The organism is Vreelandella subterranea (assembly GCF_900111305.1).
Taxonomy (GTDB): domain Bacteria; phylum Pseudomonadota; class Gammaproteobacteria; order Pseudomonadales; family Halomonadaceae; genus Vreelandella; species Vreelandella subterranea.
Genome location: NZ_FOGS01000004.1, coordinates 81,847 through 108,586 on the forward strand (window position 1 = coordinate 81,847; position 26,740 = coordinate 108,586).

General features: G+C 58.4%; 25 protein-coding genes. 16 read left to right on the plus strand and 9 right to left on the minus strand.

What is annotated here, in order from left to right; genetic code table 11:
• The first annotated feature begins 24 nt into the window (after positions 1 to 24).
• The 4 genes from BMX75_RS07365 to BMX75_RS07380 all read left to right on the plus strand — a co-directional run bounded on the left by BMX75_RS07365 (position 25) and on the right by BMX75_RS07380 (position 4,807).
• Positions 25 to 1,440 carry a diguanylate cyclase domain-containing protein gene (locus BMX75_RS07365; protein WP_092826674.1) on the plus strand — a complete coding sequence of 472 codons (1,416 nt, stop codon included), beginning with the start codon at positions 25 to 27 and terminating at the stop codon, positions 1,438 to 1,440.
• A gap of 43 nt (positions 1,441 to 1,483) precedes the next feature.
• Positions 1,484 to 2,452 carry a magnesium transporter CorA family protein gene (locus BMX75_RS07370; protein ID WP_092826676.1) on the plus strand — a complete coding sequence of 323 codons (969 nt, stop codon included), beginning with the start codon at positions 1,484 to 1,486 and terminating at the stop codon, positions 2,450 to 2,452.
• 93 nt (positions 2,453 to 2,545) lie between these two features.
• Positions 2,546 to 3,715, plus strand: coding sequence for an alcohol dehydrogenase catalytic domain-containing protein (locus tag BMX75_RS07375; protein ID WP_092826678.1), 1,170 nt, complete (start codon positions 2,546 to 2,548; stop codon positions 3,713 to 3,715).
• A gap of 18 nt (positions 3,716 to 3,733) precedes the next feature.
• Positions 3,734 to 4,807: a proline racemase family protein gene (locus BMX75_RS07380; protein WP_092826680.1), complete on the plus strand. Its 1,074-nt coding sequence runs from the start codon at positions 3,734 to 3,736 to the stop codon at positions 4,805 to 4,807.
• Here BMX75_RS07380 and BMX75_RS07385 read toward each other — a convergent pair.
• A complete protein-coding gene (locus BMX75_RS07385; protein WP_092826682.1) occupies positions 4,768 to 4,980 on the minus strand; it encodes a DUF1289 domain-containing protein in 213 nt (70 codons plus the stop codon). The two genes, BMX75_RS07380 and BMX75_RS07385, sit on opposite strands and share 40 nt — an antisense overlap.
• Before the next feature lie 129 nt (positions 4,981 to 5,109).
• Here BMX75_RS07385 and BMX75_RS07390 point away from each other — a divergent pair, with 129 nt between their 5' ends.
• The 5 genes from BMX75_RS07390 to BMX75_RS07410 all read left to right on the plus strand — a co-directional run bounded on the left by BMX75_RS07390 (position 5,110) and on the right by BMX75_RS07410 (position 10,577).
• The gene (locus tag BMX75_RS07390; RefSeq protein ID WP_092826684.1) at positions 5,110 to 5,721 is read left to right on the plus strand and encodes a flavin reductase family protein; all 612 of its coding nucleotides are present in this window, start codon (positions 5,110 to 5,112) and stop codon (positions 5,719 to 5,721) included.
• Positions 5,722 to 6,037: 316 nt separating this feature from the next.
• Positions 6,038 to 7,192, plus strand: coding sequence for an ABC transporter substrate-binding protein (locus BMX75_RS07395; protein WP_092826686.1), 1,155 nt, complete (start codon positions 6,038 to 6,040; stop codon positions 7,190 to 7,192).
• Positions 7,193 to 7,247: 55 nt separating this feature from the next.
• Positions 7,248 to 9,362 (plus strand): methyl-accepting chemotaxis protein, encoded by a 2,115-nt coding sequence (locus BMX75_RS07400; RefSeq protein ID WP_092826688.1) that lies wholly within the window; start codon positions 7,248 to 7,250, stop codon positions 9,360 to 9,362.
• A 186-nt stretch (positions 9,363 to 9,548) separates the two neighbouring features.
• Complete coding sequence (locus BMX75_RS07405; RefSeq protein ID WP_085917837.1) at positions 9,549 to 10,118, plus strand: DJ-1/PfpI family protein; 570 nt, start codon at positions 9,549 to 9,551, stop codon at positions 10,116 to 10,118.
• Between the two features lie 96 nt (positions 10,119 to 10,214).
• On the plus strand, positions 10,215 to 10,577 hold the full coding sequence (locus tag BMX75_RS07410; protein ID WP_092826690.1) for a ribbon-helix-helix domain-containing protein: 363 nt from the start codon (positions 10,215 to 10,217) through the stop codon (positions 10,575 to 10,577).
• A gap of 4 nt (positions 10,578 to 10,581) precedes the next feature.
• Here the strand turns inward: BMX75_RS07410 and BMX75_RS07415 are convergent, their stop codons facing one another.
• Positions 10,582 to 11,349 (minus strand): DUF1499 domain-containing protein, encoded by a 768-nt coding sequence (locus tag BMX75_RS07415; RefSeq protein ID WP_092826692.1) that lies wholly within the window; start codon positions 11,347 to 11,349, stop codon positions 10,582 to 10,584.
• A 157-nt stretch (positions 11,350 to 11,506) separates the two neighbouring features.
• Here BMX75_RS07415 and BMX75_RS07420 point away from each other — a divergent pair, with 157 nt between their 5' ends.
• Complete coding sequence (locus tag BMX75_RS07420) at positions 11,507 to 11,812, plus strand: hypothetical protein (RefSeq protein WP_245748431.1); 306 nt, start codon at positions 11,507 to 11,509, stop codon at positions 11,810 to 11,812.
• A 27-nt stretch (positions 11,813 to 11,839) separates the two neighbouring features.
• Here BMX75_RS07420 and BMX75_RS07425 read toward each other — a convergent pair whose 3' ends face one another.
• The gene (locus BMX75_RS07425; RefSeq protein WP_092826696.1) at positions 11,840 to 12,052 is read right to left on the minus strand and encodes a DUF3820 family protein; all 213 of its coding nucleotides are present in this window, start codon (positions 12,050 to 12,052) and stop codon (positions 11,840 to 11,842) included.
• 182 nt (positions 12,053 to 12,234) lie between these two features.
• On the opposite strand from BMX75_RS07425, the gene BMX75_RS07430 reads away from it, so the two are divergent.
• Positions 12,235 to 12,660, plus strand: coding sequence for a VOC family protein (locus BMX75_RS07430; protein WP_066321605.1), 426 nt, complete (start codon positions 12,235 to 12,237; stop codon positions 12,658 to 12,660).
• 38 nt (positions 12,661 to 12,698) lie between these two features.
• Here the strand turns inward: BMX75_RS07430 and BMX75_RS07435 are convergent, their stop codons facing one another.
• A complete protein-coding gene (locus BMX75_RS07435) occupies positions 12,699 to 13,616 on the minus strand; it encodes an AraC family transcriptional regulator (protein WP_092826698.1) in 918 nt (305 codons plus the stop codon).
• Between the two features lie 199 nt (positions 13,617 to 13,815).
• Here BMX75_RS07435 and BMX75_RS07440 point away from each other — a divergent pair, with 199 nt between their 5' ends.
• Both BMX75_RS07440 and BMX75_RS07445 read left to right on the plus strand, forming a co-directional pair.
• A complete protein-coding gene (locus BMX75_RS07440; RefSeq protein WP_092826700.1) occupies positions 13,816 to 14,862 on the plus strand; it encodes an NAD(P)-dependent alcohol dehydrogenase in 1,047 nt (348 codons plus the stop codon).
• A 196-nt stretch (positions 14,863 to 15,058) separates the two neighbouring features.
• Positions 15,059 to 16,756, plus strand: a complete 1,698-nt coding sequence (locus BMX75_RS07445) for a methyl-accepting chemotaxis protein (RefSeq protein WP_092826702.1) — start codon at positions 15,059 to 15,061, stop codon at positions 16,754 to 16,756.
• Between the two features lie 48 nt (positions 16,757 to 16,804).
• On the opposite strand, the gene BMX75_RS07450 is transcribed toward BMX75_RS07445, so the two are convergent.
• Positions 16,805 to 17,572, minus strand: coding sequence for a class I SAM-dependent methyltransferase (locus BMX75_RS07450; RefSeq protein WP_092826704.1), 768 nt, complete (start codon positions 17,570 to 17,572; stop codon positions 16,805 to 16,807).
• Between the two features lie 274 nt (positions 17,573 to 17,846).
• Here BMX75_RS07450 and BMX75_RS07455 point away from each other — a divergent pair, with 274 nt between their 5' ends.
• Complete coding sequence (locus tag BMX75_RS07455) at positions 17,847 to 18,479, plus strand: hypothetical protein (protein WP_066321611.1); 633 nt, start codon at positions 17,847 to 17,849, stop codon at positions 18,477 to 18,479.
• A 33-nt stretch (positions 18,480 to 18,512) separates the two neighbouring features.
• On the opposite strand, the gene BMX75_RS07460 is transcribed toward BMX75_RS07455, so the two are convergent.
• The 3 genes from BMX75_RS07460 to BMX75_RS07470 all read right to left on the minus strand — a co-directional run bounded on the left by BMX75_RS07460 (position 18,513) and on the right by BMX75_RS07470 (position 22,002).
• Positions 18,513 to 19,448, minus strand: coding sequence for a glycerophosphodiester phosphodiesterase (locus tag BMX75_RS07460; RefSeq protein ID WP_092826706.1), 936 nt, complete (start codon positions 19,446 to 19,448; stop codon positions 18,513 to 18,515).
• A gap of 130 nt (positions 19,449 to 19,578) precedes the next feature.
• The gene (locus BMX75_RS07465) at positions 19,579 to 21,438 is read right to left on the minus strand and encodes an Lnb N-terminal periplasmic domain-containing protein (protein WP_092826708.1); all 1,860 of its coding nucleotides are present in this window, start codon (positions 21,436 to 21,438) and stop codon (positions 19,579 to 19,581) included.
• 60 nt (positions 21,439 to 21,498) lie between these two features.
• Positions 21,499 to 22,002 carry a DUF3015 family protein gene (locus tag BMX75_RS07470; RefSeq protein ID WP_092826710.1) on the minus strand — a complete coding sequence of 168 codons (504 nt, stop codon included), beginning with the start codon at positions 22,000 to 22,002 and terminating at the stop codon, positions 21,499 to 21,501.
• Between the two features lie 310 nt (positions 22,003 to 22,312).
• On the opposite strand from BMX75_RS07470, the gene BMX75_RS07475 reads away from it, so the two are divergent.
• A complete protein-coding gene (locus tag BMX75_RS07475; protein ID WP_092826712.1) occupies positions 22,313 to 23,944 on the plus strand; it encodes a PQQ-dependent sugar dehydrogenase in 1,632 nt (543 codons plus the stop codon).
• Positions 23,945 to 24,141: 197 nt separating this feature from the next.
• On the opposite strand, the gene BMX75_RS07480 is transcribed toward BMX75_RS07475, so the two are convergent.
• A complete protein-coding gene (locus tag BMX75_RS07480) occupies positions 24,142 to 25,098 on the minus strand; it encodes an AraC family transcriptional regulator (RefSeq protein WP_092826714.1) in 957 nt (318 codons plus the stop codon).
• Positions 25,099 to 25,549: 451 nt separating this feature from the next.
• On the opposite strand from BMX75_RS07480, the gene BMX75_RS07485 reads away from it, so the two are divergent.
• Entirely contained in the window at positions 25,550 to 26,737 is a 1,188-nt protein-coding gene (locus BMX75_RS07485) for an efflux RND transporter periplasmic adaptor subunit (protein ID WP_092826716.1), read from the plus strand.
• Positions 26,738 to 26,740 lie beyond the last annotated feature (3 nt).

A 26,740-nucleotide genomic window follows, 5' to 3' on the forward strand; every position in this document is an offset into this window, starting at 1 on the left:
GTCTACCATCATGGGCCACAGTCAATGAACTACCCTATTCTTCCCGACGAAGAGGCTCGGCTGGCGGCGCTTTACGAATTGGCGCTGCTGGATACGCCGGAAGAACCTGCATTCGATCGGGTGACCCGCCTGGTCACCCAATTACTGAATGTGCCCACCTCGACCGTCACGCTGATTGATGCAAAACGCCAGTGGATAAAGTCGCGGGTGGGGACAGAGCTGAGTGAAACGACCCGCGACGTGGCCTTCTGCGCCCATACCATTGCGGAAACCACGCCGCTGGTGGTCGAGGATGCCCGTGAGGACCCGCGCTTTGCGGATAATCCGCTGGTGGCCCAGCCTGGCGGGGTGCGCTTTTACGCGGGCATTCCGCTGCGCACGTCAAAGGGGCTGGCGTTGGGGTCGCTGTGTGCTGTGGATACAAGACCCCGTCAGCTTAGCGACGCCGAGCTCAACGCGCTTAAGGACCTTGGCGCGATTGTTACCGATGAAATTCACCTGCGCGAGCGCTTTCTGTTTGAAAGGCAGCGCCGGGAAGCGTCCCAGTCCTCCCTTGAAGCGCTGCATCTGGATCTCGAGAACCAGATTGAGCGGCGCACCCGGGAGCTGAACCTGGTGATCGAGTCGGCCTATGATGCCTACATCAGCATTGACGATAATGACATAGTGCTTGACTGGAATCGCGCCGCGACGACGATGTTCGGCTGGACGCGCAGGGAAGCGCTGGCGCGCCCCATTCAGCAGCTGATTTTCCCCGATGGCGTGCCGGAAGGCGACCAGCAGACGCCCGTCACCTACTACGCCGCGCGTCGTGATGGCAGCTCGTTGCCGGTGGAAATACGCATCAAGTCGCTCGATATTGAGGGACGCAATCAGCGTAGCCTTTTTCTCCACGATGTTACCGAGCGCATACAGCTTGAGCGCCTGCGCGACCTGGAAGCCCGTGAAGACGCCCTTACCCAACTGCCCAACAGGCGGGCCCTGGATGAACGGTTGCCAGAGGCGATGGCGCGCACCCGGCGCCAGCAGACCGCGCTTGCCGTGCTGTTCATGGATCTCGATGGCTTCAAGGCCGTCAACGACCTGCACGGCCATGCGGCCGGTGACGAGCTGCTGCGTGAAATTGCCAAACGTCTCGGCGCCGCCGTGCGCGAAACCGACTATGTCGCCCGCTGGGCCGGAGATGAGTTTGTCGTGCTGCTGGAAAACATCGCCCTCGATGCCGCCGAGCGGCTTGCCCGGCAGTTGGTTGATACCCTCGAGCAGCCGGTACAGTTGCAGGAAGCGAAGGTGCATGTCAGTGCCAGCATTGGCGTGGCGCTGTATAAGCCAGACGTAGGCGAAACGGCGCTGGAGTTGCTCAAGCGCGCCGATGTTGCCATGTATAACGCCAAACACGCTGGTAAAGCACAGGTCTATATGGCAGACGCGCCCGAGTGAACATGCCTGCCAAAACGTCATCCGTTAACCTTCAAGGACGATCATGATTCGGACACTGCTAACGACGCCCGAGGGGGACGTACACGAAGGCGACGAACAGCTCATCGATCTGTGGCGACAAACGCCGGGCAGCCATATCTGGGTGGATATGCAGGGCGAAAGCCAGGCCGTCGAGCAGCGTTTTCTGGAAGACTTCGAATGCCATCCGATGGCGATTCAGGATGCTCAAAAAGAGCGTCATCCACCCAAAATCGAAGAGTTTGAGCACCATACGCTGATCATTTACCGCGGTATTTCCTCGTTCGATGCCCAGTTGAACTTCGTGCCCCAGCAGGTAAGCTTTTTTGTCGGCGAGCGCTTCCTGGTTACCCTGCACCCGGGTGAGGCGTTAAGCATCAAGCGTCTGTTCAACGAGCAGGGCAGTGCACTGCTGGCTCACTCCCCAGAGCACGTGGCATTGCGGGTGATGTACCTGTCGGCCGGGTATTACATCGACAGCCTGCTGGAATTCGAAGTCGCCCTCAGCGATCTGGAAGATGAACTGCTGGATAACGGCAATGATGTCTTGATGCGGCGTATCACCGCCTACCGTTCGCGGCTGGTGAAAATGCGTCGAATCTTCAGCTACCACAAGGGCATTACCCAGGAGCTGACCGCCTACGACTATGCCCACCTGCCGCGGGATAAAAACGACACCCTCCACGCGATTACCGATGTGGACGAGCGCTTTGAACGGCTCTATACCCTCACGCAAATGTATTACGACATCTGCGGCGATCTGGTCGATGGCTACATTTCGATTTCATCGCATCAACTGAACATCACCATGCGCGTTCTGACGGTGATTACCGCTATCTTTGTGCCGCTCACCTTCATTGCCGGTATCTACGGCATGAATTTCGAGTACATGCCCGAGCTTGGCTATCGCTACGGTTATTTCTTTGTCTGGGGCGTGATGCTGGGAATCGGCGGGATGCTGATCTGGCTATTCAAGCGCAAGCACTGGTTTTGACACCCTCGGTGGCCTGATGGAGACGGCGCAAAAGTTTGTTATGGTCATTATCAGGCAGATCATCTTGTCTCTTAGTTAGGAGGAGCCCAGCGAATGGCAGACGCGACTACTCGTTCAACGCCGCCGACCATGGCGGCCATGCTGCTAACCGGGCATGGCGGTATTGAAAAGCTCGAGTACCGTCAGGATGTGGCGACCCCCGAACCCCAAGCGGGTGAGGTGCTGGTGCAGGTAACGGCGACGGCGAAGAACAATACCGACCGTAAAGCCCGCGAGGGTCTGTACCCCACCAAGGACAAGGGCGACGTGACCTCCTTTGCCATGGGCGGCGAGCCCACGCTGACGTTCCCACGCATTCAGGGCGCCGATGTGGCAGGCCGTGTCGTGGCAGTGGGCGAGGGCGTTGATACCTCGCGAATCGGCGAGCGGGGGCTTCTGGATTTCAATCTGTATGCCGATGATCGCCGCGATATCAACCTGACCCCGGACTACTATGGCCACGGGGCAGATGGCGGCTATGCCGAGTACATCGCCGTACCGTCTGATCAGTTCCACCACGTGCCCAACCCGGAACTGCACGATGCCGAGCTGGCCGCCATGGGGATGTGCTCCTACCAGACGGCCTACCACATGATGACATCCGCCGGGGTCGGCGCCGGTGAGCGCGTGCTGGTCACCGGTGCCAGCGGCGGGGTAGGCACGGCGCTGATTCAGCTTTGCCGGGTGGTCGGCGCGATTCCCTACGCCGTCAGCCAGCCCGATAAAGCCAATGCGTTGATCGCGTTGGGGGCCGAGGCCGTGATTGACCGCGGCGACTTGCCAACCTTTGTCGATCGCGTACTGGCCACCACCGACGGTCAGCCCATCGACGCGGTGATGGACCTGGTCGGCGGGGAGATGACCAACCTGTTTATCGACACCATGATTGTCGATATGCAACACCGCAAACGCTACCCGCGGCTTTCCATCGCCGGGGCCAGCGGTGGCAACCTCAGCGAGATCATGTGGACGCGTATCTACCTCTACCAGGTGCAGATCTTTGGGGTTTCCCACGGCACGCGGGAAGAGGCCCAACAGCTCATTGCGTGGATTCGTAGCGGCGAGTTGAAGCCCGTCTTGCATGCCGCCTTCAAGCTGTCCGAACTCCATGACGCCGAGCGCTATTTCGTCAATCGTGGCAGTAACTATCTAGGCAAGATCGTGATTGTCCCGGATAGCCAGTGGGAATCCCACGGCGCTCCGTTTGCCCTTAACGCTTCCTAATCCCAAAGAGTCCGGCGAATGAATACTCAGCATACTATCCAGTTAATGGACACCCATGCGGGAGGCGATGTCAGCCGTATTGTCACGGGGGGCATCGATCATCTCCCAGGCAAGAACGTCCGCGAGCAGATGGAATACCTGCGTGATGATGCCGACGGTCTGCGTCGGCTGTTGCTTGAAGAGCCCTACGGCATCCCCGAGATGTCCGTGGACCTGCTGGTGCCACCCTGCGACCCGGAAGCCGTCGCCGGTTACATCATCATGGAGGTCATGGGCTATCCGATTTATTCGGGGTCCAACACCTTGTGTACCGCCACCGCGGTGCTGGAAAGCGGTATCGTTCCCAAGCAGGAAGGTCTTCAGCGCTTCAAGCTCGAAGCCCCCGCGGGTCTGGTGCAGGTAGAGGCCCGGGTGCATAACGGCGTGGTGGAGTCGGTCACCTGTGGCGGACTGCCGAGCTACATCGACACCTACCGTGAGACGATCGACGTGCCCGGCATCGGCCAGGTGACCTATTCGGTCGCTTACAGTGGCGGCTTTTATGCGCTGGTGGATGCCGCTGAATTAGGCTTCAAGCTGACCCTGGAAGAAGAGTCGGCGCTGGCGCTGTGCGCGCATAAAATCGTCGAAGCCATCAAGGCGGAGCGCGGTTTTTCCCACTACACCCTGGGGGATGTCGGGCCGCTGCCGTTCCTGCATTTCATGGGGCCTGAAGAACAGGTCGCTGAAGGTTATGTACGTTCTCGCTCAACGACCTACGTGCATCCTGGCGTTATTTGCCGCAGCACCACCGGTACGGGGACGTCCGCGCGGCTGGCGCTGATGCATTACGAAGGGCGGCTCAGGCAGGGCGACAAGCTGGAAACCGTATCGCTGCGCGACACCGGCTTTATCGGCACCTTCATCGATACCCACCAGGAAGGCGCTTATCAGGTGGTGGAAAACACCATTACCGGGCGCAGCTATGTGCTAGCCCACTCGGATATCGTGATCAACTGCGATGACCCCTTGGTGAACTGCGGCGAGCTTCACCACATCCTGAGCGACCGCCATCACCCGCCCCGCGCTGAATTACTTTCAGAGACGACATAGCCTTCGGCCTCGATGCGTTCCCACACCGGGGCCTTGTCGGCCTCGGTCATCTGCCCCCAGCGAGCGATTTCATCCAGGCTTCTCCCGCAACCTTCACAAAGTGATTGGGTCGGTTCCATGCGGCATATCTGACGACAGGGGGAGAGCGGACGGTCAGGGAGCGATGAAGTCACAGGTATCGTTTTACCTCTTGGCTGTCACAAAACGGCGGTTAAAACCGAAATGCCAAGGGTACCATGTCTTTGCGTATTCGCTGGGTGTGGTAGCGTGGTAATTTCTCCTGTCTGCAATGAGGAAAGGCCATGCACTATTTGCTCGACGAAACGCCGCTGGAAGCAGGCACCCTGTATCGGCTGCTATCCGGCTCGGTTTGCCCACGCCCGATTGCCTGGGTAGCGACCCAGGACCGCCAGGGCAATGCCAATCTTGCCCCTTTTTCGTTCTTCAATGTGGTCAGCGTCGACCCGCCCGTGCTGGGATTTTCACCGTTACAGAATGGCCAGGGCCGCAGCAAGGATACCGTGCGCAACCTGGAAGAAAATCCCGAATGTGTGGTGCATGTCGGTAGCGAAGCGTTGGTCGAGGCGCTCAATACCACCAGCGCAAGCCTGCCTCCCGGCGAGGATGAATTCACCCTGGCAGGGCTCGAAAAAGCCGCCATGCCCGGTGTATCGGTCCCGCGCATTGCCAAGGCCCCGATCGCGTTTGGTTGCCGTCTGCGCGACATCATTCGCTTTGGCGACCAGCCCATGTCAGGCAACCTGGTGCTTGCCAACGTGATTTCCCTGCATCTTGATGACGATGTCTGGGACGGTCGACACGTCAGCCTGGAAGTCCTCAACCCCGTGGGTCGACTGGCAGGTAGTGACTATGTTCGCACCACCGACCGTTTCGCGCTGCAGCGCCCCCGCTAAGCTGGCAAAGGTTGGCCAGCGCCTGCGTAACGAACGTTTGTTTACATACTTCGCGACAATGTTTACTTAGAAATTAAGGATAATTGTCCTTTAGTCCTATATTCTGCGGCCGATAGAATTGCTAGGCGTGATCACGATGTTTTCCGCGCTGGTAAAGGTGTAGTGCTACAACTCTGTTCTAAAAGCGTTTTTTTAAAACGTTTCAAAAAAGTGTATTGGCAAGGTGTGTTTAAAAAGCGCCGAGACAGGCCATGTGTGGTAGGCAGACAGAACTCGGTAATAAAAAGGGCAAGCAGATCAGAGGAAGGAGAGGGCAATGCGACGATTTTGGATAGCGTTACTGGCGAGTGTGGTGTCGATTTCGACAGCCCACGCGGAACTCAAGTTTGCCATTGTAGCACCTGACAGCGGGCCGGCCGCCTCGCTTGGGCAGGGCATGAAAAAAGGGATCGACACCTACTTTGCTGAAGTCAACGCGTCCGGCGGCGTCAATGGCGAAACGCTGACACTTGCCGCCTTTGACGACCGGTATGACCCGCTCACCGCTGCTCGCCATACCCGCGACGTGGTCCAGGACGAGGATGTCCTGGCAGCCATCGGCAATGTGGGCACCCCCACCGCGACCGTCACCATTCCGATTTACAACGAAGCCGAAACGCTGCTGTTTGGCGCCTTTACCGGCGCGGGGGTGCTACGCAAATCGCCACCCGACCGTTACATCATCAACTACCGCGCAAGCTATGTGCAGGAAACCGCCGCCATGGTGGATGGCCTGATAGAGGCGGGCATCGAGCCGCAAGAGATCGCCTTTTTTACCCAAAACGACAGTTTTGGCGACGCGGGCTATAACGGCGCGAAGCAAGCGCTCGAGGCGCAGGGCTTCACCGGCACCGATAACCTGGCCCATGGCCGCTTTTCTCGCGGTACCCGCAATGTCCACCAGGGGCTGGCCACCATACTGCAAGCCGCTGAAACGCCCAAGGCGGTGATTATCGTGGGTACCTATGGCCCCGCCGCCGACTTTATTCGCGAAGCGCGCCAGGACATGCCCGACGCGGTGTTCCTCAATGTGTCCTTCGTCGGCAGTCAGGCGCTGTTGAACGAGTTGGGTGACCAGGCAGACGGCGTGATCGTGACGCAGGTTGTGCCGCCCCTGGATTCGGACCTACCGGCGGTCGACGAATATCGCCAGGCGCTTGACGCCTATGCCGATGGCAGTGAACCTGACTTTGTTTCCCTGGAAGGTTATCTGGCGGCAAAACTGTTTGTGGAAGGGGTTAAGGCGGCAGGTGATTCGCCGGATCGAGAAGCCATTGTTGACGGCCTGCTCGGGCTTGGCGAGATCGATATCGGCCTGGAGGAGCCGCTGCATCTGGGGCCTGACGATCACCAGGCCAGTGACAGTGTCTGGCCGACGATTATTGCCGATGGTCAATTTGAGTTAGTCGAGTGGTCAACGCTGCTGCGCTAACGCTCATACCCGCTGCTGTTACGCCATTTACCCTGATACGAGCGAAGCTAGTCCAATGAAAAAAACACTCAGTTTACGTGCCATGTTGATTGGCCTGTTTCTGGCCGCCGTTATCGGTGCCGTCGTGTTGGCCGTCACTGGCTGGACAACCAATCAACGCCTGATCGACTCGCAGCGTTACATCACCAATGATGTGATGCCATTGCAGAATGCCAGCCGTGAAATGGTCTCGACGATGGGCGCTTTTGGCCAGCGTCATGCTGATCTGCTGGTGGCTGAAAGCAATGCTGACCTGGCAGACATTACGCCACGCGAAACGCTTGATGAGCGTTTCAGCCAGGCGCGCAATGACCTGGCCGCCGACGATGCCGAAACCCGATCAAGCCACTTGACCGCCCTTGATGAGCACTACCAAGCCTTGCTTGAAAGCGATACCTCGCTGCAAAACGTCCGCCAGGAAGAGCTTGCCCTGCAAGCACGGATGAATGAGCAGCTAGCCGAGATGCAGGCGTTGATCGGTGAGGTCATGAACAGTGCTGGGGATATCGCCGGGCGAACCGCGCTGGTTCAGGTACGTGAACAGCGTGCGCTGGAAGACCGCCTGAATGCCTGGCGCGAAGACGGAATGACCACATTGCCTACCGGCCTGCTGGATAATCTGTTCAGCAATGAAGCGGATGTCACCCGGCTCAGCAGTGAAGTGCGCATCGCTGTGGCGTTGCTCGCCGACCTGGGGCGACGCCTGATGCAGGTCGAAAGTGAAGATGAACTGGTCAATCTGCGCCACAACCAGATCGGTCAGCAGATTGGCCTGGCGCGACAGTCGCTGGCGGGGATCATGCGCGCACCAAGCACCGACACCGAGCAGATGGCGTTGGTAAACGCGCTGGACGACATTATTGTCGAGCTGGAAAGCTTGATGATCAGCGACGAAAACTCGGTGTATGCACTGCGCCAACAGCAGTTGGACCGCCATGCCCAAGTCCAGAACGAGCTGAATAACGTCAGCCAGGCAATGGCACAAATGGGCGACGCCTTGACCGACGTGGAAGCCTACGCGGTCGAACAGGCCGATACCGCTGCAGTGCGGGCAGAAACGCTGGCCAATGCCGGTCGCACGTTATTGATCGTCGTGACCCTGGTAGTGATCGCGCTGTTGGCAATCTTCGGCTGGCGTACCATGGTCCGCGTGCTGGGGCCGCTGACGACCATGCGGCGTCAGATGGAAAGTATCAGCGGAGCTGCCGGTGAAAACGCCGACCTTTCCATGCGCCTGGACCTGCAGCGTAATGACGAAGTCGGGCAAACGGCCCAGGCTTTCAACCGCATGATGGATACCTTTGAGGGTATGGTGGCGCAGATTCGTGAAAGTGCCGAGGCGATTGCCGCGAGCAGCCGTCAGATTGCCACCGGCAATGAAAACCTTTCCCAGCGTACCGATCAACAGGCGGCTTCGCTGGCGGAAACTGCCTCCAGCCTTGAGCAGATTACCGCGACGGTCAAGCAAACCGCCGATTATGCTGATCATGCCAAAGGCGCGAGCACCAGCGTTGACCAGCGCGCCCGTTCTGCGGGCGACGTTGCTCAACGTACGACCGAGGCGATGGGCAACATCCGCGAATCCAGCGAAAAAATCACCAGCATCATCAAGGCCATTGACGATATTGCCTTCCAGACCAACCTGCTGGCGCTGAACGCCTCGGTGGAAGCGGCGAGGGCAGGCGAACAAGGTCGCGGTTTTGCCGTAGTGGCCCAGGAAGTCCGCAAGCTGGCGGGGCGAAGTGCTGAAGAAGCGGCACAAATTCGCCATCTGGTCGACGACAGCGTGGCCAAGGTCAGCGAAGGCGAGCATTTGGTCAACGCCTCCAGTACCCACCTGCAGGAAATCGTCGAGAGCCTGGGTGAAGTCACGCGCTACGTGACGGAAATCGCGCAGGCGACCCATGAGCAGTCTTCCGGCATCGAGCAGATCAACCAGGCGATTGCCCAGTTGGATCAGGTGACCCACCAGAATGCCCGCCTGGTGCAGGAAGCCTCCACCGAAAGCCAGACCCTCGACGAGCGAGCCGGCGACATGAACCTGCTGGTAAGCCGATTCCGGGTTGGTGAAGACGCCGGTCAGCGGCATTTATCGCTACCGGAGCAAAAAGCCGCCCCCCGTCTTAACTAGAAAGCCTGTGTACCCGCCGCATCACGCAAGGTGATGTGGCGGGTGTAGTAATGGCCTACTACCCGTCTTTTACCTACGCTTGCTACGCTCAATACACACGCGACTCCGCGTGGTAATGCTATCTTGAGCAATGCGGTTGTTGATCGCTGATTGATAACCTCGTTGCTGATAACAAGGAGACTTGAGATGAGCAGCAAGCGCATTTTAATGATTACCGGCGACTTCACCGAAGATTACGAAACCATGGTGCCGTTCCAGGCGCTGATGGCGGTGGGCCACCAGGTAGACGCGGTATGCCCCGACAAAAAGGCGGGGGATAGCGTGGCGACGGCGATCCATGATTTCGAAGGCGACCAGACCTATACTGAAAAACCCGGCCACCGGTTCGCGCTCAACGCGACCTTCGCAGATATCGATCCGGCAGATTACGATGCATTGGTGGTGCCCGGTGGTCGCGCGCCGGAATATCTTCGCCTGAACAAGCAAGTGCTCACCATGGTGCAGCACTTTTTCGAGGCCGATAAACCGGTAGCAGCGATCTGTCACGGGGCGCAGCTGTTAGCCGCTGCCAAGGTGCTGGATGGCAGGCAGTGCTCCGCTTACCCGGCCTGCCAGCCTGAGGTAGAGCTTGCCGGGGGGCGCTTCGCCAACCTGGAGGTGACCGATGCAGTGACCGATGGCAATCTGGTGACCGCGCCCGCTTGGCCTGCACATCCCGCCTGGCTCGCCCAGTTCATGGCGGTACTGGATCGCTGACATCATCGCCGCTAAACGATTACGCCCAGGTGATCTGGGCGTAGTCCTCCATGGCGGCTATGCTGGACATATGAATCACGGTGAAGAGACGTTGCGATGTGCAAACTGTTTATCGATGCAGACCCGACGCTTTGGCAAAGCGCTAGCCACTCGCTGCGCATTGACGGCATGGTGACCAGCGTACGGCTGGAAAATTATTTCTGGCAGATACTCGGTGAAATTGCCCGGCGTGACGGTATGAACACGGCGCAAATGATCACGCGGCTGTATCACGAATCCATCGCCGCCGGGCATGATGCGGGCAACTTCACATCGTTCTTGCGCGTATGTGCGCTGCGCTACCAGGCCTTACAGCTAAGCGGTGATATACCGCAAAATCTGGAGGTGCCGATAGCCTCGCTGGATGCCGAGCCGATGGTTCGTCGCGACACTATCCCGCAGGCAAAGCAGATCCACTGACGTTCTATTCAAGTCGTTCACGCAGGCGATCAAGGAAGGTGTCAATGCGTAATGCGTTGGTGCCGACATCGCTTGCGCCCAGCCGCGACGCCGAGCGCATATCCACCCTTACGCCGTTTTCCTGCTCGGTCAGGCGAATCACCACGTCATCCTTGAAGCCAAACCAGGGGGTGGTGGCCGTTGCCTCAATGGTATTGTTAGTCACCGTTTCAATCTGCCAGCCAGCGGCTTCCACCTCCGCCTGAGCCGCGCCAAGAACGCTCGGCGCCGGTGCCGATACCACCAGAGGCGCCACCTCAGGGTAAGCTTCCTGTTGTTGGCGAGCGGTTTCTTCACCGGGATAATCAACGGCGTTGGGCGCGGCTTCTCTGGTATCGCGCAAGGCATCAAAGGCCGGTGGGTTCTGCGTGTCGGTGGTAATATCATGAATCACCGGTGCCTGCTGAGCACGCTGCCAATGCTGCCACGGCAAATAAAGCAGCGCGACGGTGCCGGAAAGGACGACAATCGCCACGACACCCGCGCCAAAGCGGCGGGTTATCGCGCCGAGGATCAGCAGTAGTAGGCTCAGGGCCCCGGCAGCGGCGGCCAGGTAGACGCCATAACGCAGCAGGCTGAAGGCATCGCCGAGTGGGATGAACTCCCAGCGGTAAGCGGGGCCTGCAAGGCCCATCAGTATGGCGGCCCCGAGCAGAGCAAGCACGCTCAACCATGCCAATAGGGCGGGCCATTTGCCCCCTTTCGGGTGCTGAGCGCTTGATGGTGTTGCCATGCCTTTCTCCCTGGGTTTAAAGCGTTAACATGTTCAAGTTATCTTCAGCATAACCAGCTATTGATCGGTATGCCTGTTTTCCCTGATAAGAGAGCCTCTGACCACGATGCCCCAACGCGATAACCACTCCGCCATAGCAAAACAGGTGCGCGCATTGATGGCAAACGCGCCTCGCGATGCATTGCCCATGACCTATCAGCAGGTGGCAAATGCGCTAGGGCTTACGCCACCCCGCACGATCCAGCGTGTTGCTCAGGCACTCGAGCAGCTCATGGAAGAGGATGTGGCCGCCGGTCGGCCAATGGTCGCGGCATTGGTCGTCAGCCGCCAAGGTGCGGGGCTTCCCGCCGCGGGCTTTTTTGAACAGGCGGTGGCCCTGGGGCGTTTCCCTGCTGAGGCCCGCCAGCATGAAGCGCTTTATATCGCTGAGCGTGACAAGGCGCTTGAATCGCGACACGCTTGAATCTCGAAAGGGGCCGTTGCAACCACGCTATCCTTTGCGCAGTGGATCGAGCAGGCCGCTCAGGCCGTTATGGTCGATCTCATGCATTAAGTGCAGCAGTCGACCGATTTCGCCGGTTGGGAAACCCTCTCTGGCAAACCAGTTCAGGTAGGGGCCGGGCAAGTCGGCAATCAGCCAGCCTTCATATTTGCCGAAGGGCATTTTACGCGTCACCAGTTTTTCCAGGTCTTCCGGGTTCATCTGTTGATTCCTTGCACGCTCGATTGAAGCACCTTTTAGCGTTTCAAAACGCTATTATCAACGCGGAATGGATTTTATTTTTGCGCGGCGCGCTCTAGGATAAGGCAATCCGGCCTGGCTGGCGCAAGGCGTTGGCCAACCCAAAAGTGCCATAAACACCATTCATGCTTCAGGAGATAACCATGAGCCTTTCCCCGTTCCATCTGGCAATTCCCGTCTACGATCTGAATGCCGCGCGTGCGTTTTATAACGACGTCTTTGGCTTGTCTGAGGGTCGCTCAAGCGATCATTGGGTCGACTTCAACTTCTTCGGTCATCAGCTGGTGATACATGAACACCCCAAAACGCCAGGCCAGGAAGAAGTCCACACCAATCCGGTCGATGGTCACAATGTACCGGTACCGCATTTTGGTGTGGTGCTTGGCTGGGACGAGTGGGAGGCGCTGGCAGAACGCCTCAAGGCCCGTGACACCGACTTCGTGATCGAGCCTTACGTACGTTTCAAGGGTGAAGTGGGCGAGCAGGCCACCATGTTCCTGCTCGACCCGTGTGGCAATGCGCTGGAGTTCAAGGCCTTCAAGGACATGAGCCAGTTATTCGCTAAATAGCCCTTTTTTCGAGATAACATAGTCTCAAGAGCGCATGCTCAAGAGCGCATGGCCTGTTCCTGGCGACGATGCTGCAACGGCGCGTCGCCAAAATAGCGCTTATAGTCGCGGCTGAATTGCGGCACGCTGCGGTAGCCCACCGCCTGTGCCGCCTGGCTGACGTTATGGGCGTCCTGCAGCAATAGTTGCTGGGCCTTGATCAACCGCAGTTGCTTGATGTACTGGGTCGGCGATGCCCGGGTGATTTGTTTGAAGTGCTGATGAAAGGTCGAAGGGCTCATATTCGCCTGCCGGGCTAGCTGATCAACGCTGTAATCGTTGGCGAAATCACGATGCAGCAACGACAGCACTTGAACGATGCGAGCGTAATGGCCGTGCCCGCGCACCAAGGCCTTGAGCGCTGGCCCCTGTTCGCCTTTCAATGCTTCAAAGACCACATCGCGTATCCGAGCCGTGCCCATTGTGTTGAGTTCTGCAGGCTCATGAAGGGCGCTCACCAGGCGGGATACAGCCGCTTGCATGCCCGGCGTCATGGCCACCGATGCCATGGGCAGCGTGGCGTGGCTGTGGTTGGGTGCATCGCCCATGGTGGTGACCATCTCGCTGAGCAGAGCGGGCTCCAGTTGGATAGAGACACCAAGCAAGGGCGCTTCAGGCGAGCCGTAGGTTTCACATTCAAACGGCAAGGGCAGGGTCTGCACCAGGTACTGGCCCGGGTTGTAATGAATTTCCCTATCGCCCAGATAGCCGATCTTTCGCCCCTGGGCGATGATAATCAGGCTAGGCTGATAAAGCAGAGGCGTCCGCGGTTGGTGGCGGTCAAGGCTGAGGAGCGATACGCCGCTCAATGGGGTAGGCGTCATGCCTTGTTGACCCACCAATGGGGTGATGGCTTCGGCCAGCTCGCTGATGACCGGCGTTTCGTCGACGCCTGGGCTGGCGATGTCGTTTTGCATAGCGGCCTCATGGTATTATTTCCATTAATGGAAATAATCGTGACATATTTTTAGGCATATTTTGTTATTTTATAGCAATTATGTGGAGGATCGTGCAAAAGTTTCGTAGCTTCATTCATCGCTAAAAGTGTCTATGGGGTCAATACTGGATATCAGTCCCTAGTTATCAGGGAATCACCTCAACAAGGAGCCTTATTTGATGAGTGAAGCAAAAGCCTACGCCGCCTTTTCTGCTGAAAAACCGCTAGCCCCGTTTACCTTTGACCGCCGCGAGCCCCGCCAGGACGATGTCGCTATAGATATCATGTATTGCGGCGTTTGCCACAGTGACCTGCACTTCGCTAAAAACGATTGGGGGATGACCCAATATCCGATTGTCCCCGGGCATGAAATCGTCGGCCGCGTGACGTCCGTTGGTGACAAGGTAACCCGCTTCAAAGAGGGGGATATTGTCGGCGTTGGTTGCATGGTGGATTCCTGCCGTACCTGCTCGGCCTGCCAGGATGGCGTGGAACAGTACTGCCTGAACGGCTTTACCATGACTTATGGCAGCGAAGACCGCCAGGATGGCACCATGACCCAAGGGGGTTACTCCAACAAGATCGTGGTCAGCGATCACTTTGTGATGAAAATGCCCGATGGCATTGACCTGGCGTCTGCTGCGCCGATCTTGTGCGCCGGTATTACCACCTACTCGCCCCTCAAGCACCACGGTGTGGGTGAAGGCCACAAGATTGGTATTATCGGCATGGGTGGCCTGGGCCATATGGGCGTCAAACTGGCCAAAGCGCTGGGTGCCGAAGTCACCGTATTTACCCGCTCGGATGCCAAGGTGGAAGAAGCCAAGCGTAACGGTGCCGACCACGTTGTGGTATCCAGCGACCAGGCGCAGATGGACGCCGTAGCAGAAACCTTCGACTTCATGCTCGATACCGTGCCGGTCCAGCACGACATTAACCCTTACCTGGCGTCTCTCAAGTATGACGGTACACACATTATTGTGGGTCTGCTGGAGCCGATTGAACCGGCCATTGAAGGGTTCAACCTGGTCTTCAAGCGCCGTGTGGTCGCCGGGTCGCTGATTGGTGGTATTGCAGAAACCGAGGAAGTGCTGAAGCTGTGCGCCGACCAGGGGATTACCTGCGATGTTGAAATGCTGGATATCAACAACATCAATGAAGGTTTCGAGCGGATGGAGAAAGGCGATGTTCGCTACCGTTTCGTCATCGACATGGCAACTATCTAACGTTTTAAAGCCAATCCCTAACGTTTTAAAGCCAATCCAACGCTAGCTTAGGTGACTGCCCGATGACGAGCCGACCGCTCGTCATCGGGTTTTTTATTAGACCAAAGTCTATATTTCTCTAGCGCGACTTCATTTTCTGCGTTCCTTGCCGATAGGCGTTGATACCTATTTTTAAAAAAGCCAAGGGATCAACAGGATGAAGCACCTCTCGATTAAATGGAGCCTGACCGCCGCGCTGGTTATCTTACTGCTGATGATCGGGCTGATTGGCGGGCTGGGCTTCTACTCGAATACCACCAGCGAAAACGCGCTGCACGAACTGGCCATCAACAACGGAGAGCTGGCCAACGCTGCCAACCGCACCCAGGTCAACGCACTGCGTGCCCAGACGTTTCTTGATCGCTATGCCAGTTTCAGCATGCAAGGGAACCCGGAAAAAGGTCAGGAGAGCCAGGCGATGGCCCAGGCCGCCGTTGAAGCCGCCGACGAGCGTTTTGAGCAGTTCCGACAGGTCGAGCTTGCCGAGGATGATCCCCGCACGGAATACGTTAACGACATGGTGGCGACCTACGATGCGTTCGTGACCGAGGGTATTAAACCTCTGCTGGAGGCGGCGCCGTTCCAGGTTCAACGCAGTCAGGAAGAGTTAAGCGAGCAGGGTATGGCCTTTGACGAGGCCATGCAGGCGTTCACCCATTATGCCAATCAGCGCAGCGATGCCATGCTGGTCGAGGTCTCTTCGCTGAACCGTATCGTCGGTATCATCGCCATTGTCCTGTTGGTTGCGGCCGTGCTGGCGACGCTGATCATGCGCATGGTAATCGTGCGTGGGCTGGTCACGCCGCTGCGCGAGGCGGTGGGGCACTTCGAACGTATCGCCAACGGCGACTTAACTGCCAACATCGAAGACCGGGGACGCAATGAGGTAGGTCAACTTTATAAAGGGTTGGCTTATATGCAGACCAAGCTTAAATCGCTGGTGGTCTCGCTGCGCGAAAGCAGCGATAGCGTATTCAGCGGTACCGGCGATATTTCCGCGGGGAGCCAGGACCTCTCCGCGCGTACGGAGCAGCAGGCCTCCGCGCTTCAGCAAACCGCCTCCAGCATGGAGCAAATGGCCACCGCGGTGAGCCGTAATACCGAAACCGCACAAGAGGCGGATCAGCTGTCGGTGTCGGCGTCGCAATCAGCGGAAAGTGGTGGCAAGGAAGTGGCCCACACAGTGCAATTGATGCGTGATATTGCCACCAGTGCAGAGCGCGTCAACGATATCATTGGCGTGATCGACTCGATTGCCTTTCAAACCAATATTCTGGCGTTGAACGCCTCGGTGGAAGCGGCGCGTGCTGGCGAGCAGGGGCGCGGGTTTGCCGTGGTTGCCAGCGAAGTGCGCCAGTTGGCAAGCCGCAGTGCCGAGTCGGCCAAAGAGATTCGCCAATTGATCGAGGCCACCACCGGCCAGATTCATCAGGGCGCGCAACAGGCCGAGAGAAGCGGTGAAACGATCAATGACACTGTGGATTCCATCCGTCAGGTCACCACGCTGGTCAGTGAAATCTCCACCGCCACGCGGGAACAGAACAACGGCATCGAACAGATAAACGCCGCCTTGACGGAAATGGACTCGGTGACCCAGCAAAATGCCGCGCTGGTGCAGCAAACCAATGTGGCCGCTGCCTCGCTGGAAGGTCAGGCAAAACAGCTTGCCGCCCTGATGGCCACCTTCCGCCTGGAAGAAGGCGATGCCGCCCAGCCCAGCACGGATACTCACAAGCCTGACGCCTCGCCCTCGCAGCCCAACGCCACACTGGCGGCGCCGGGTGCAGAACGTCCGCGCAGCAAGCAGCAACCGGCTACCGCGCAGCAGGATAACGATGAGTGGGATGAGTTCTAGCAAGGTGTAAAGCGTGGCCCCGCCTCAAGGGAGGCGGGGCCACGCGGGTCAGACGCTAGCCGATACCCTTAAACGGACGTAATCGGCGGTCCAGTTGCCCTGTGCATCGCGCAGGCTGTGGGCCAATAGCAGTTGGGTGTTGTCGATCACTGATTCACGCAAATCATCCTCCAGGCCATGAAAGAAAGGGCTGGCGAAGGTATTCAGCCAGCCGGTCATGCCGGTGGGGAGACGCGTTGGACGGGGGATAAGCTCAATCGACTGGACCTTGAACCCGGCGGTTTCCAGCAGGTGGCGATAATCTTCCGCCGTGGGGAAATACCAGGGGTAGCGGCCGCGGGCGCTGATACCGCGGAACTGCAGCGCGCCAATCAACGCGGTGCAAATAGCGGCGACATTGCCATGCCCACCAAATTCGGCGACAAAACGCCCGCCCGGTTTCAGGGCGCGTTTGATACTGGCCAGTACCGCTTGAGGGTCGAGCATCCAGTGCAGCGCCGCGTTGCTGAACACCGCGTCGAATTCCTGATCGAACGGCATCTGGTAGGCATCCATGACGCGTGCATTGATCCCGCGCTCCTGGGCGGCGCGGACCATCTCTTGCGAGGCATCGATCCCCACCACCTTAGCCCCGCTCTTGGCGATGCGTTCGGTTAACACACCATCGCCGCAACCCAGATCCAGAATCCGCTCACCCTGCTTGGGGGCAAGCAACGCAAGCACCTCACTGCCCATGTCGGGGACGAAGTGGGCATGCTGGGCATATCCTTCGGGATTCCAGGATTGCCGAGTCGACTGGCGTGATGTATCGGTCATAAGTGCATCCAAGCGTCGTTTTTCGTTGAAACCACTATCTAAGTATAGCGTGACACATGGTTTAGTGCGTTGTGCAACAAGCTTTTTACTGCAACTCAAGGGTTGGTTTTTGTATCTGCAGTGATCTGATGATTGACGTTTGACCAAGAAACCGGTCGCTATCCGGTTTCAGGGGGGCAACACCCTCCGAGAGGCCGCCGGGCATGCTCGGGTGAATTGGCTATACTCGACTGTGAAGACCCCGCATAACAACAATCTGGCTCAGGAGGTTCTAATGACCCTAAAGCGTGCCTACTGCCTGCTGGCAGCCTTTTATAGTCTGTTACTGGTAATCGGTATTATTGCCGTGCTGATGGGGGGCGGTACGCTGCTCGCGGCGGTGTATCTGGTCGTCGGTTTTTTTGCCGTGCTGGGGCTATGGGGGATAAGCCTTCAGCGCAGCATGATGAATCCGCGCATGTGGCGACCGTTGGCGGTTGCCCTGGCCGTCGGTGCGGTCGTGCAATTCGTGGTGATGCTGCAAATGTCGGTGTCAGGCGTCACGCTGACATGGGTGCTGACCAGCAGCATCTTTGCCATTCTGCTGGCGATTATGCTCTATCACTACGGTAACCGTGATCAGCCTCTGTGGGCCACGGAAGACGAGAGAAGTGATGCCAACCGATTGAGGGTCATGCTTCAGCAGCAAACAGCGCTCACCGCGGTTCACCGCGAAGGCGAGCGTGAAAACCATGCCAATGTGTTCAAGGTAGGTAACGAGTACGAGGCCAATATCACTCGCCACTCGCCGGAGGGTCAGGAGGCTTTCAGCGAACGCTTCCGCCATCCCGAGTCCTTGGTGTTCTTCCTGGAAAAGTTTGCCAGTATCACCATCAACGACTTTCAGCGGCCTGCGACGCCCGGCTAATTCGGGCGTCTTATACGGACGGCTGGTGGGTGTTTATTCCACCAGTTCCAGCAGGCGGTCAGGGTAGTCGGTGAACAGGCCGTTGACGCCCATGTCCATCAGACGCTCCATTTCCTCGGTTTCGTTGATGGTATAGACGTGTACCGGCAAGCCGTTTTCCTGGGCTTGCTGGATAAAGTCGGCGTCAATGACTTCCCGGCCGTCATAAATGTAGTTCGTGCCGATACCCACGGCATAATCGGCGACTGCCTGGAAGTCTTCATCGGTAATCTCGGCGGGCCCCGGCGTCACGCCTGTCCACTCCACCAGTTTCGAATCCTCTGCTTCGCTCGGGTAATACCACACCAACTGGATCAGCGGCACGTCAGCGTTTAATGCCTGCACTTTCAACAGGCTGTCCTGCTCGAAGGACTGCACCAGTACGCGGCCGCTCTCGATCATGTCGTGTTCTTCCAGCTTTTCCACCAGGGCTTCTTCCAGGCCCGGGTTCAACTGGGGCGACTTGGTCTCGATATAGTAGCGGGCATCGTGGCCAAAGTGCTCGAACAGCTCATCCAGGGTGAGCATCTCTGCCCCTGCAAAGTCATCGCTTGCGCTATCGGGGTTTGCCTCGTTGAACCAGGTGCCGGTGTCCAGCGCTTTCAACTCTTCCAGGGTGTAGTCGTTGATCGCACCTTCGCCGTCGCTGGTACGGTCTATGGTGTCATCATGAAACACCACCACTTCACCATCGGACGATAGCTGGGCGTCCAGCTCCAGGTAATCGACGCCCCACTCATGGGCCAGTTCATAGGCTGCCATGGTGCTCTCCGGCGCGTGGCCGCTGGCGCCCCGGTGGGCGATGACCTGGAATTCTTCCAGATCTTTTAGCTGCTGCTCCAACGGCGAGGTATCCGCCAATACGGCGGTCGTGGCAGCACCCGCGAAAAGACCTAGCGATACGGCAGACACTAGCGGAAGACGTTGCATAATTGTTTCCCTTTATTGAATGTTTGTTCAATAAGCGTACATGGATTGCTGCGTTAAAGCCAAAGGGCATGCCACCTGGATAAGCGTATTGATGACACCGTTGTGCCATTGGGCTGGTTTGCATCTATCACTAGAAGTATCGAGAAAAACCAAGGCTCGCTTCGGTAGCCGATTGGTCACGCTGAAGTTCAAGCCGGATATCCCACTCGGTGGATAGCGCTACCCGATGCTGTAGTTGCCACTCCGTCCGCTGACGGTCATCGTAACCAAGGTTACGGCGATGGGTCAGCTGTAAGTGGGTGCGCTGGCGCGACGACCAGCTACTGATAATGCCCGCTTTGATCATCGGTACGGCGACCCCCTCGTAATGCCGTTGAGTGCGCAACTGGGCACCCGCCAAGGCATACGGCAGGTGGGAGCCTAGCGACCATGATTTTCCACCCAGCAGATTGGCCACACCATCGAAGCAGCGGCGGCAGCTTAAGCGGTTTCGGTGGATACCCGCCGATATTTGCCAAGCGGTTTGTGGCAGGGTGGGCAACGTAATGGCGTTGGTGTGAAGGTTGGTAATGTTAAAAAGATCAAAACGCTGCAATGACACGCCTTGTTCGTCGGCGTTGATTTCGACGTTGGCAATTTCAACCGCCGAGTTGGGCATGCGTGCCCGATTGGTATCCAGTAAATCGTACTGAAGCGGTCGAAATTTCATGCGTAGCGCATGATGAGAGTGGCTGTTATGGACGCCGCTGACGTTAACCAATGCGGGTGGCGCTACTTCGTGTATCGCAGGCGGTTTGGGGTGGTTCGCCTGCGTATCTCCTTGCGGAAGGCGCAATCGCGCTTGCAGCAGTTGCCGTTCAATTTCCGGCAGTTGCTCTGTATCGCCGGTTTGGCGCAGAAAAGAGGCATGACTGAGCAGCGTGTCCAGCACGTCACTGCGTTGAGCAGCAGGCAGCTTGGTAAATTCAGGCGCCTGCAGCCGCAGGTCATCTTCCTCTTGCCATACGGCATTCGCCGCTCTTTGCTGGCGTTCATTCAGCGCAGTGAACTGGCGCTGGGTCGTGAGCCGTCGTGATGGGATGTGGCGCGTGTCGGCGAGCAAAGGCTGGCCATGATGCTCTGCGGTACTCAAGGTTCTTAACAGGTCTTCAGGCGCAACCCATGGAGAGATACCAGGCGTCAGATCCTCATCGATAACCAGTTCAAGGGTGCGCGCGATTCGCGACGCGCAGTTCTGGGATAAAAAAAGATACTCGTAATCCTGCCCCACAATTTCGAAAAGATGTGCTGTCAACAGCGATGCTTCCTGATCCGTCAGGCGTAATTGGTAATGCCATAAATCACGCATCTCTCGTTCGGAATAAAGCGTGGCATTGCGATAGAAGGATGCATTGGAAAAGGTTGCGTTATAGCCGCCAAAAAGGCCCTTGGCCATGTAGGTAATCATGCCGTCATTGCTTGGCACATCCGCGCCAAAGTTCAAGCTGGTATCCAAAAGGTGCTGTGGATCCGACGACGCGCCAATGCTCTGGCCGGAAGCCGAGTGCAGCATGATGTGGCCAAAAAAGGAGGCGGGGTTACCAAGATACCCGGTTGCAAACATCAGGCCTAGGCCGGCGCCATGATGCGTTGACTGCCACTCGCTGAACTCAGGGCAGTCAGCGCTTGGCCACTGCTCGCCCGTTTTGGACGAGAGCCACATTGCCCGCGCGGGAAACTGACAGCTTGCATGCGTCCCCGTCGCGCTGGGGGGCTCGCGCAAGGCAGCAAGCGTCGCGTCCAGTTCGGCATGAGGATCGTAGCGGCCATTTTCAGCAAGAAAGAAAGCGTCATCGATCACGGCGCTACGCGGCGGGGAAAATGGCGTATGGCGGTCGAAATGCAGTAGCGAAAGCCATTGGGGATGTTGCGAGAGGGTCGATTCTTCTGCGTGTAACAGGGTGCTAGACAGTGAACAAAGCAACAGGGTCGTCAGCCAAAGCCGCCGCATGCGCGAAATATCCTTTAGAGAAGCGGAGTGGGCTGGCGGAAGGCCAGCCCACAGGAGGCATCAGCTGGCTGAACAGTTCGTCGCCGCTTGATTCAGGCTGTTGTAGAAACGGTAAGCTTTGTCTTCATGGCTCATGGAAGAATAGCTGGCGTCCGCGCTGACGGTGCTCAGGTCGTTACGCAGCTGGGCAACGCTTGCTGAGTTGCTGGCGTCACAGCCGACAAGCCCCAGGGCAGCGGTCAGGTGCTCACCTTCGCCGATGGCTGCTTCCATAGCCAGCTGGTCGTAGGTTTCATCGATAAACTGAGCGACTTTGACTTCTTCACTTTCACAGGTATCGGGAGAGATTGTGGCTGACGTGACGGCGGTAGTGCCTGAATCCCAGATAACATTCGAGATGGCAGCCGCAGTGGTGTTGTCATCAAAAATAGCGGCACCGATACCGCAATGTTGCCAAGGATTGATATCGCCTCGATGATCGTTGGCGAAGGTGGTGGTGCTCAAGGTCAGTACAGTCGTAGCGCCTAACAGTGCAACAGCAGCAGTCAAAGAACGTTTCAGCATGGTATTCCCTAATGATTTATTTTGTCGGTTTGAGTTTTTTATCGAGAGGTACCGACAAGCCTCAAGATTCGTCAATACGCTAGAGGCAAGCTACGTATAAAGTCTTCTTAATATTACCAGTTTTGTAATGCTTTTTTTGTAAGCCAAAAGCTATAGCCATGTAAGATATGGCTTACATGGCGCTCCGCATTGCGACGTCATTCGATCCCTGAAACAGCACCGTCAGGAAAAGTCATTTGAATAAAACAACCTGTCAACGCAATACTGAAGCAACTATTCCCATGAAATTACCCGCCGTAAGAGACTGCTAATGATCCGCCAACACCGCTGGGCACTGACCGGGATCTACTTTGTCATCGCGCTGCTGGTGGGCGTGGTGTTGGGTAGCGTGGTGCAGACCCAGTTCAATCTTGCCGCGCTTCAGGCGCTGGGCGTCGAGATTCCACCAGGGACGCGTATCGCCACGACCCTGCATGACCTGGCCAGCTTTGCGCCGCTGTATGCGGTGCTGTTTTCGGTGGGCTTCGTCGTGTCGCAAACCGTGGCGGTGGCACTGTCACGCTGGCTGGGCGGCCGGTTTTTGGCGCTGTTATGCACAGGCGGTGCGGTCGTGGGGTTGTGGGCGACACTTTGGCTGGTCGATACCCTGGCGCCGCCGCCGACCTTGATTGCGGCCACCCGCGGCGTCGCCGGGTTTATTGCCATGCTGGCAACGGCGGGCGTGGCGGGCTGGCTGTTTGCGCGGCTGCGAAAACGCATGGCCAATGCCAACCGCCCGCGCGGGTTCTCCGGCATGGCGCTGGTCCTGGGGGTAGGCAGTCTGGCTGCCGCGTTGGGCACGGGTCAGCAAGCCCAGGCACAGCAAGCCCAGGCCCAGGAAGGTGAGGAGAGCCAGGCTGAAGGCGCCTATCAAATCGAGACCTTAGCCGAGGGGCTGGAGCATCCCTGGTCGCTGGCCTTTCTGCCGGACGGGCGCATGCTGGTCACCGAACGCCCCGGGCGGTTGCGGCTGTTGAGCGCCGAAGGCGACACGCTCGAGGCATCGCTTAGCGGCGTGCCCGAGGTGTTTGACTCGGGCCAGGCGGGGCTGTTTGGCGTGCTGCTGTCGCCACGGTTTGAAGACGACCAGCAGCTTTATCTCAGCTACGCCTGCGGGAATGAACTTGCCAACCGCACCTGCCTGGCCAGCGCCACGCTCGAGGACAACGGCCTGGCAGACGTCAGCGAAATCTTTCGCGCCCAGCCCGCCAAGCAGGGCGCGGCTCACTTCGGCGGGCGTTTGGCCTGGCTGGCGGACGATACCCTGATCCTCACCCTCGGTGATGGCTTTGACTATCGCGAACAGGCGCAACAGCTGGAAAGCCACATCGGCAGCATTGTGCGCCTGAACTCCGACGGCAGCGTGCCGGCTGACAACCCCTTCGTGGAGCACGACGACGCCCAGCCGGAAATCTTCAGCTATGGCCACCGCAACGTTCAGGGGCTGGTTTTTGACGCCGACAATAACCGGCTGATCGCCCACGAACACGGCCCGCGCGGCGGTGACGAGATTAACATCATCGAAGCAGGGGCTAACTACGGCTGGCCGATCGCCACGGGCGGGCTGGACTACACCGGTGCACGGGTAACGCCGTTCGAAGACTACCCGGGTACCGAACCGCCTGCACTCGAATGGACACCCTCGATTGCGCCCTCCGGCATGGCGCTCTACAGCGGTGATCTGTTTCCCGAATGGCAGGGCGACTTGCTGGTCGGCGCACTGGTCAATAAAGAAGTGCGCCGCGTGCGGTTATCCGATGACGCTGCAAATGCTGAAGACGTAGAAGGGCTGTTCGGCGAGCTGGAGGCGCGTATCCGCGACGTTCGCCAGGGGCCGGAAGGGGCGATCTACCTGCTCACCGACAGCCCGCAAGGCAGGCTGCTGCGGGTAACGCCCCAGTAACGGCCCTTCGCCGACTGTGCGGGCTATCACCTGCTTGAGACGAGCTGTTCGTTGATGTCATTGCCGTCGGCAAACGTAATAAAGGCAAGGTCTGTGCGTCGCTTGAGCGTCGCCTCTGGACCCAACCGCTCGATTCGGGCGTCAGGTTTACCATCCAGGCACAGCAAAAGCTTGGCAGGGTCGGATGTAACGGCTCACTAAGCGGGTAGCGGAGCCGCTCCGGCGGCGCGCAGCTGGCTAACATCGGCACGCGGTGGCGCGCCGAACATGCGGCTGTATTCGCGGCTGAAGTGGGAAGGGCTTTCATACCCCACCCGGTAACTGGCGGTAGCCGCCTCAAGCCCCTCGGCGAGCATTAAACGCCGGGCTTCGTGCAGGCGTAGCTTCTTCTGGTACTGCAGGGGCGACATCCGGGTGACCTGGCGGAAGCTGTGATAAAGCGTCGATTCGCTCATATTGGCGCTCGCCGCCAGCTCGCGGATCTTGAGTGGCTGCGCATAATGCTCTTTGAGTGCATAGATGACCTGTGCAATCCGATTGGCCTGGGAGTCCGAGGCGGCAAAGCGGCGCATATGCGGCCCCATCTCGCCCATCAGCGCCCGGTAGATCAGTTCCCGCCGGGCCAGGGGCGAAAGCACCGGTATATCTTCCGGAGCATCGAGCAGGCTTAACAAGCGGTAAAGCGCTCCCTGCATGCGGGCATCCATTGGGGCTGATTTCAAGCCGCAGTCCATCTCTGAGGAGATGGCATCGTGGCCCGTGGGCGGTGCCTTGTCGCCCAGTTCCAGTATCAGCCCGGCCACCTCTTGGGGATCCACCGAGACTTTGACCGCCAGGAAGGGCTTCTCCGGGGTGGCATGATCGATCCTGCCAACCACGGGCAGGTGAACGGCGCTTGCCATATAGCTCGGACCGCAGTATACGATCTCCTTGTCCCCCAGCAGCACCGTCTTGCTGCCCTGAATGACAAAACACAGGCAGGGGTCATACACCGCGCAGTGAAAGCTGGTGGGAGCATCAACCCGCACCAGTTGAACCTCGGCAATCGCCGTATCCTGAATATCTTCCAGGGGCGACCAGCGGCGGACGACCTGGCCCAGCTGGGGCAGGCTGTCACTGCAATGGGTGATCTGCTCAGGTGCAATAACGGTCAATGGCTTTCCTCCCTAACAGCTTCCAGTATATGCCTTCGCCCCACTAATCGAAGGTATTTTCATTGTATATTGCAGAATCAGGCAAGCACCCCGCAGAAACCGACAACCCATGCGGTATGTCATCATATCGTCATCAAGCCCATAGTGAGAAGCGGACCGATGTGCTGACGCGATCTTCCTGTATCGCCTTTCATACGCCTCGACAGAATTAGGCAATCATCCCGCAGGAACCCGCTACCCCGAACGCGTACGCCTCGCCTATGGTGAGTAACGTCGGATAGACAGTACCAACGGCTCGACCATGCCAGCTCCTTAATCCCTCCTGATGACAATAAATGACTGTCGATTCTGACGGCGCTTAAACGACTAGTTAATCGTCAACCGCCTGCGCGGTGCGAAATCCATAACGAACGCTGCTACCGGTTACGGGTAGCCACTGGAGCAAATCATCATGGGAAGTTTGTCTCAAAGCGTCCGCCTGGCAAGCCGCCGGGCAGTGATCCCGTTTCTGCTGCTGACGGCCTTGCTGACCGGGTGCGAGGCCCAGAGCGAGGAGGCGGCAGCGCCTGCAGCGCCGCCGCCGCCGGAAGTCGACGTGGCGGAAATCGTCGCCCAGCCGGTGGTGTTGAGAGAGTCATTCACCGGTCGGGTGGAAGCCGCCGAAACGGTCGAGCTAAGAGCCCGGGTGAGCGGCTATATCCAGGAAGTGGCATTTGAAGAGGGCGAACTGGTCGAGCAGGGGGATCTGCTGTTCCAGATCGATCAGCGGCCCTATCAGGCGCGGGTCGGCGCCGCCCAGGCGGACCTTGCCCAGGCCAGAAGCCAACTCGCCCAGGCTGGAAGCGAAGCCGAGCGAGCCCGTGTGTTACTGGGGCGCCAGGCCATTTCTCAGGAGGTGCATGACCAGCGTCAAGCGGCGCTGAACAATGCCCGCGCCATGGTGGATGCCGCCCAGGCCGCCCTGGATACCGCCGAGCTTGATCTGGAGTATACCCGAATCACGGCGCCCGTCAGCGGCCGAGCCGGTCGGGCCATGGTGACCCTGGGCAATCTCGCCAGCGCCGATCAGAGCCTGCTGACCACGCTGGTGAGCATCGATCCAATACACGTCTACTTCGAGGCGGACGAGCAGGCCGCCTTTGCCAGCCAGACACTTCTCACCAGTGACGCGTCGAACAGCCTGAATATCGAGCTTGGCGGTGACCCGCAGCGCCAGTACAAAGGCACCCTGGACTTTATCGACAACCGTTTGAATCCCAACACGGGCACCCTGCAGTTCAGGGCGGTGCTGGCCAACCCGGACGGCCGCATTCGGCCCGGGGAGTTTGCGCGGGTCGAAATGCCGGTCGCGCGGTTGGAGCAAGCATTGCTGGTGGATGGCAAGGCGGTTCTGACCGACCAGGATCGCCGCTACGTCTACGTGGTGGATGAGAACAATCTGGCCCAGCGGCGCCCGGTCGCCACAGGGCGCCAGGTGGATGAACGCACGGTTATCAGCGAAGGGCTCGCTGCTGGCGATCGGGTAATCGTCAACGGGGTGCAAAAAGTCTTTATGCCGGGCATGGAAGTGAGCCCTCAAACGGTGTCCGCCGCCCCGGCGGCTGACGCTCAACCCGCCATTGCTGCCAGGGAGGACTAAACC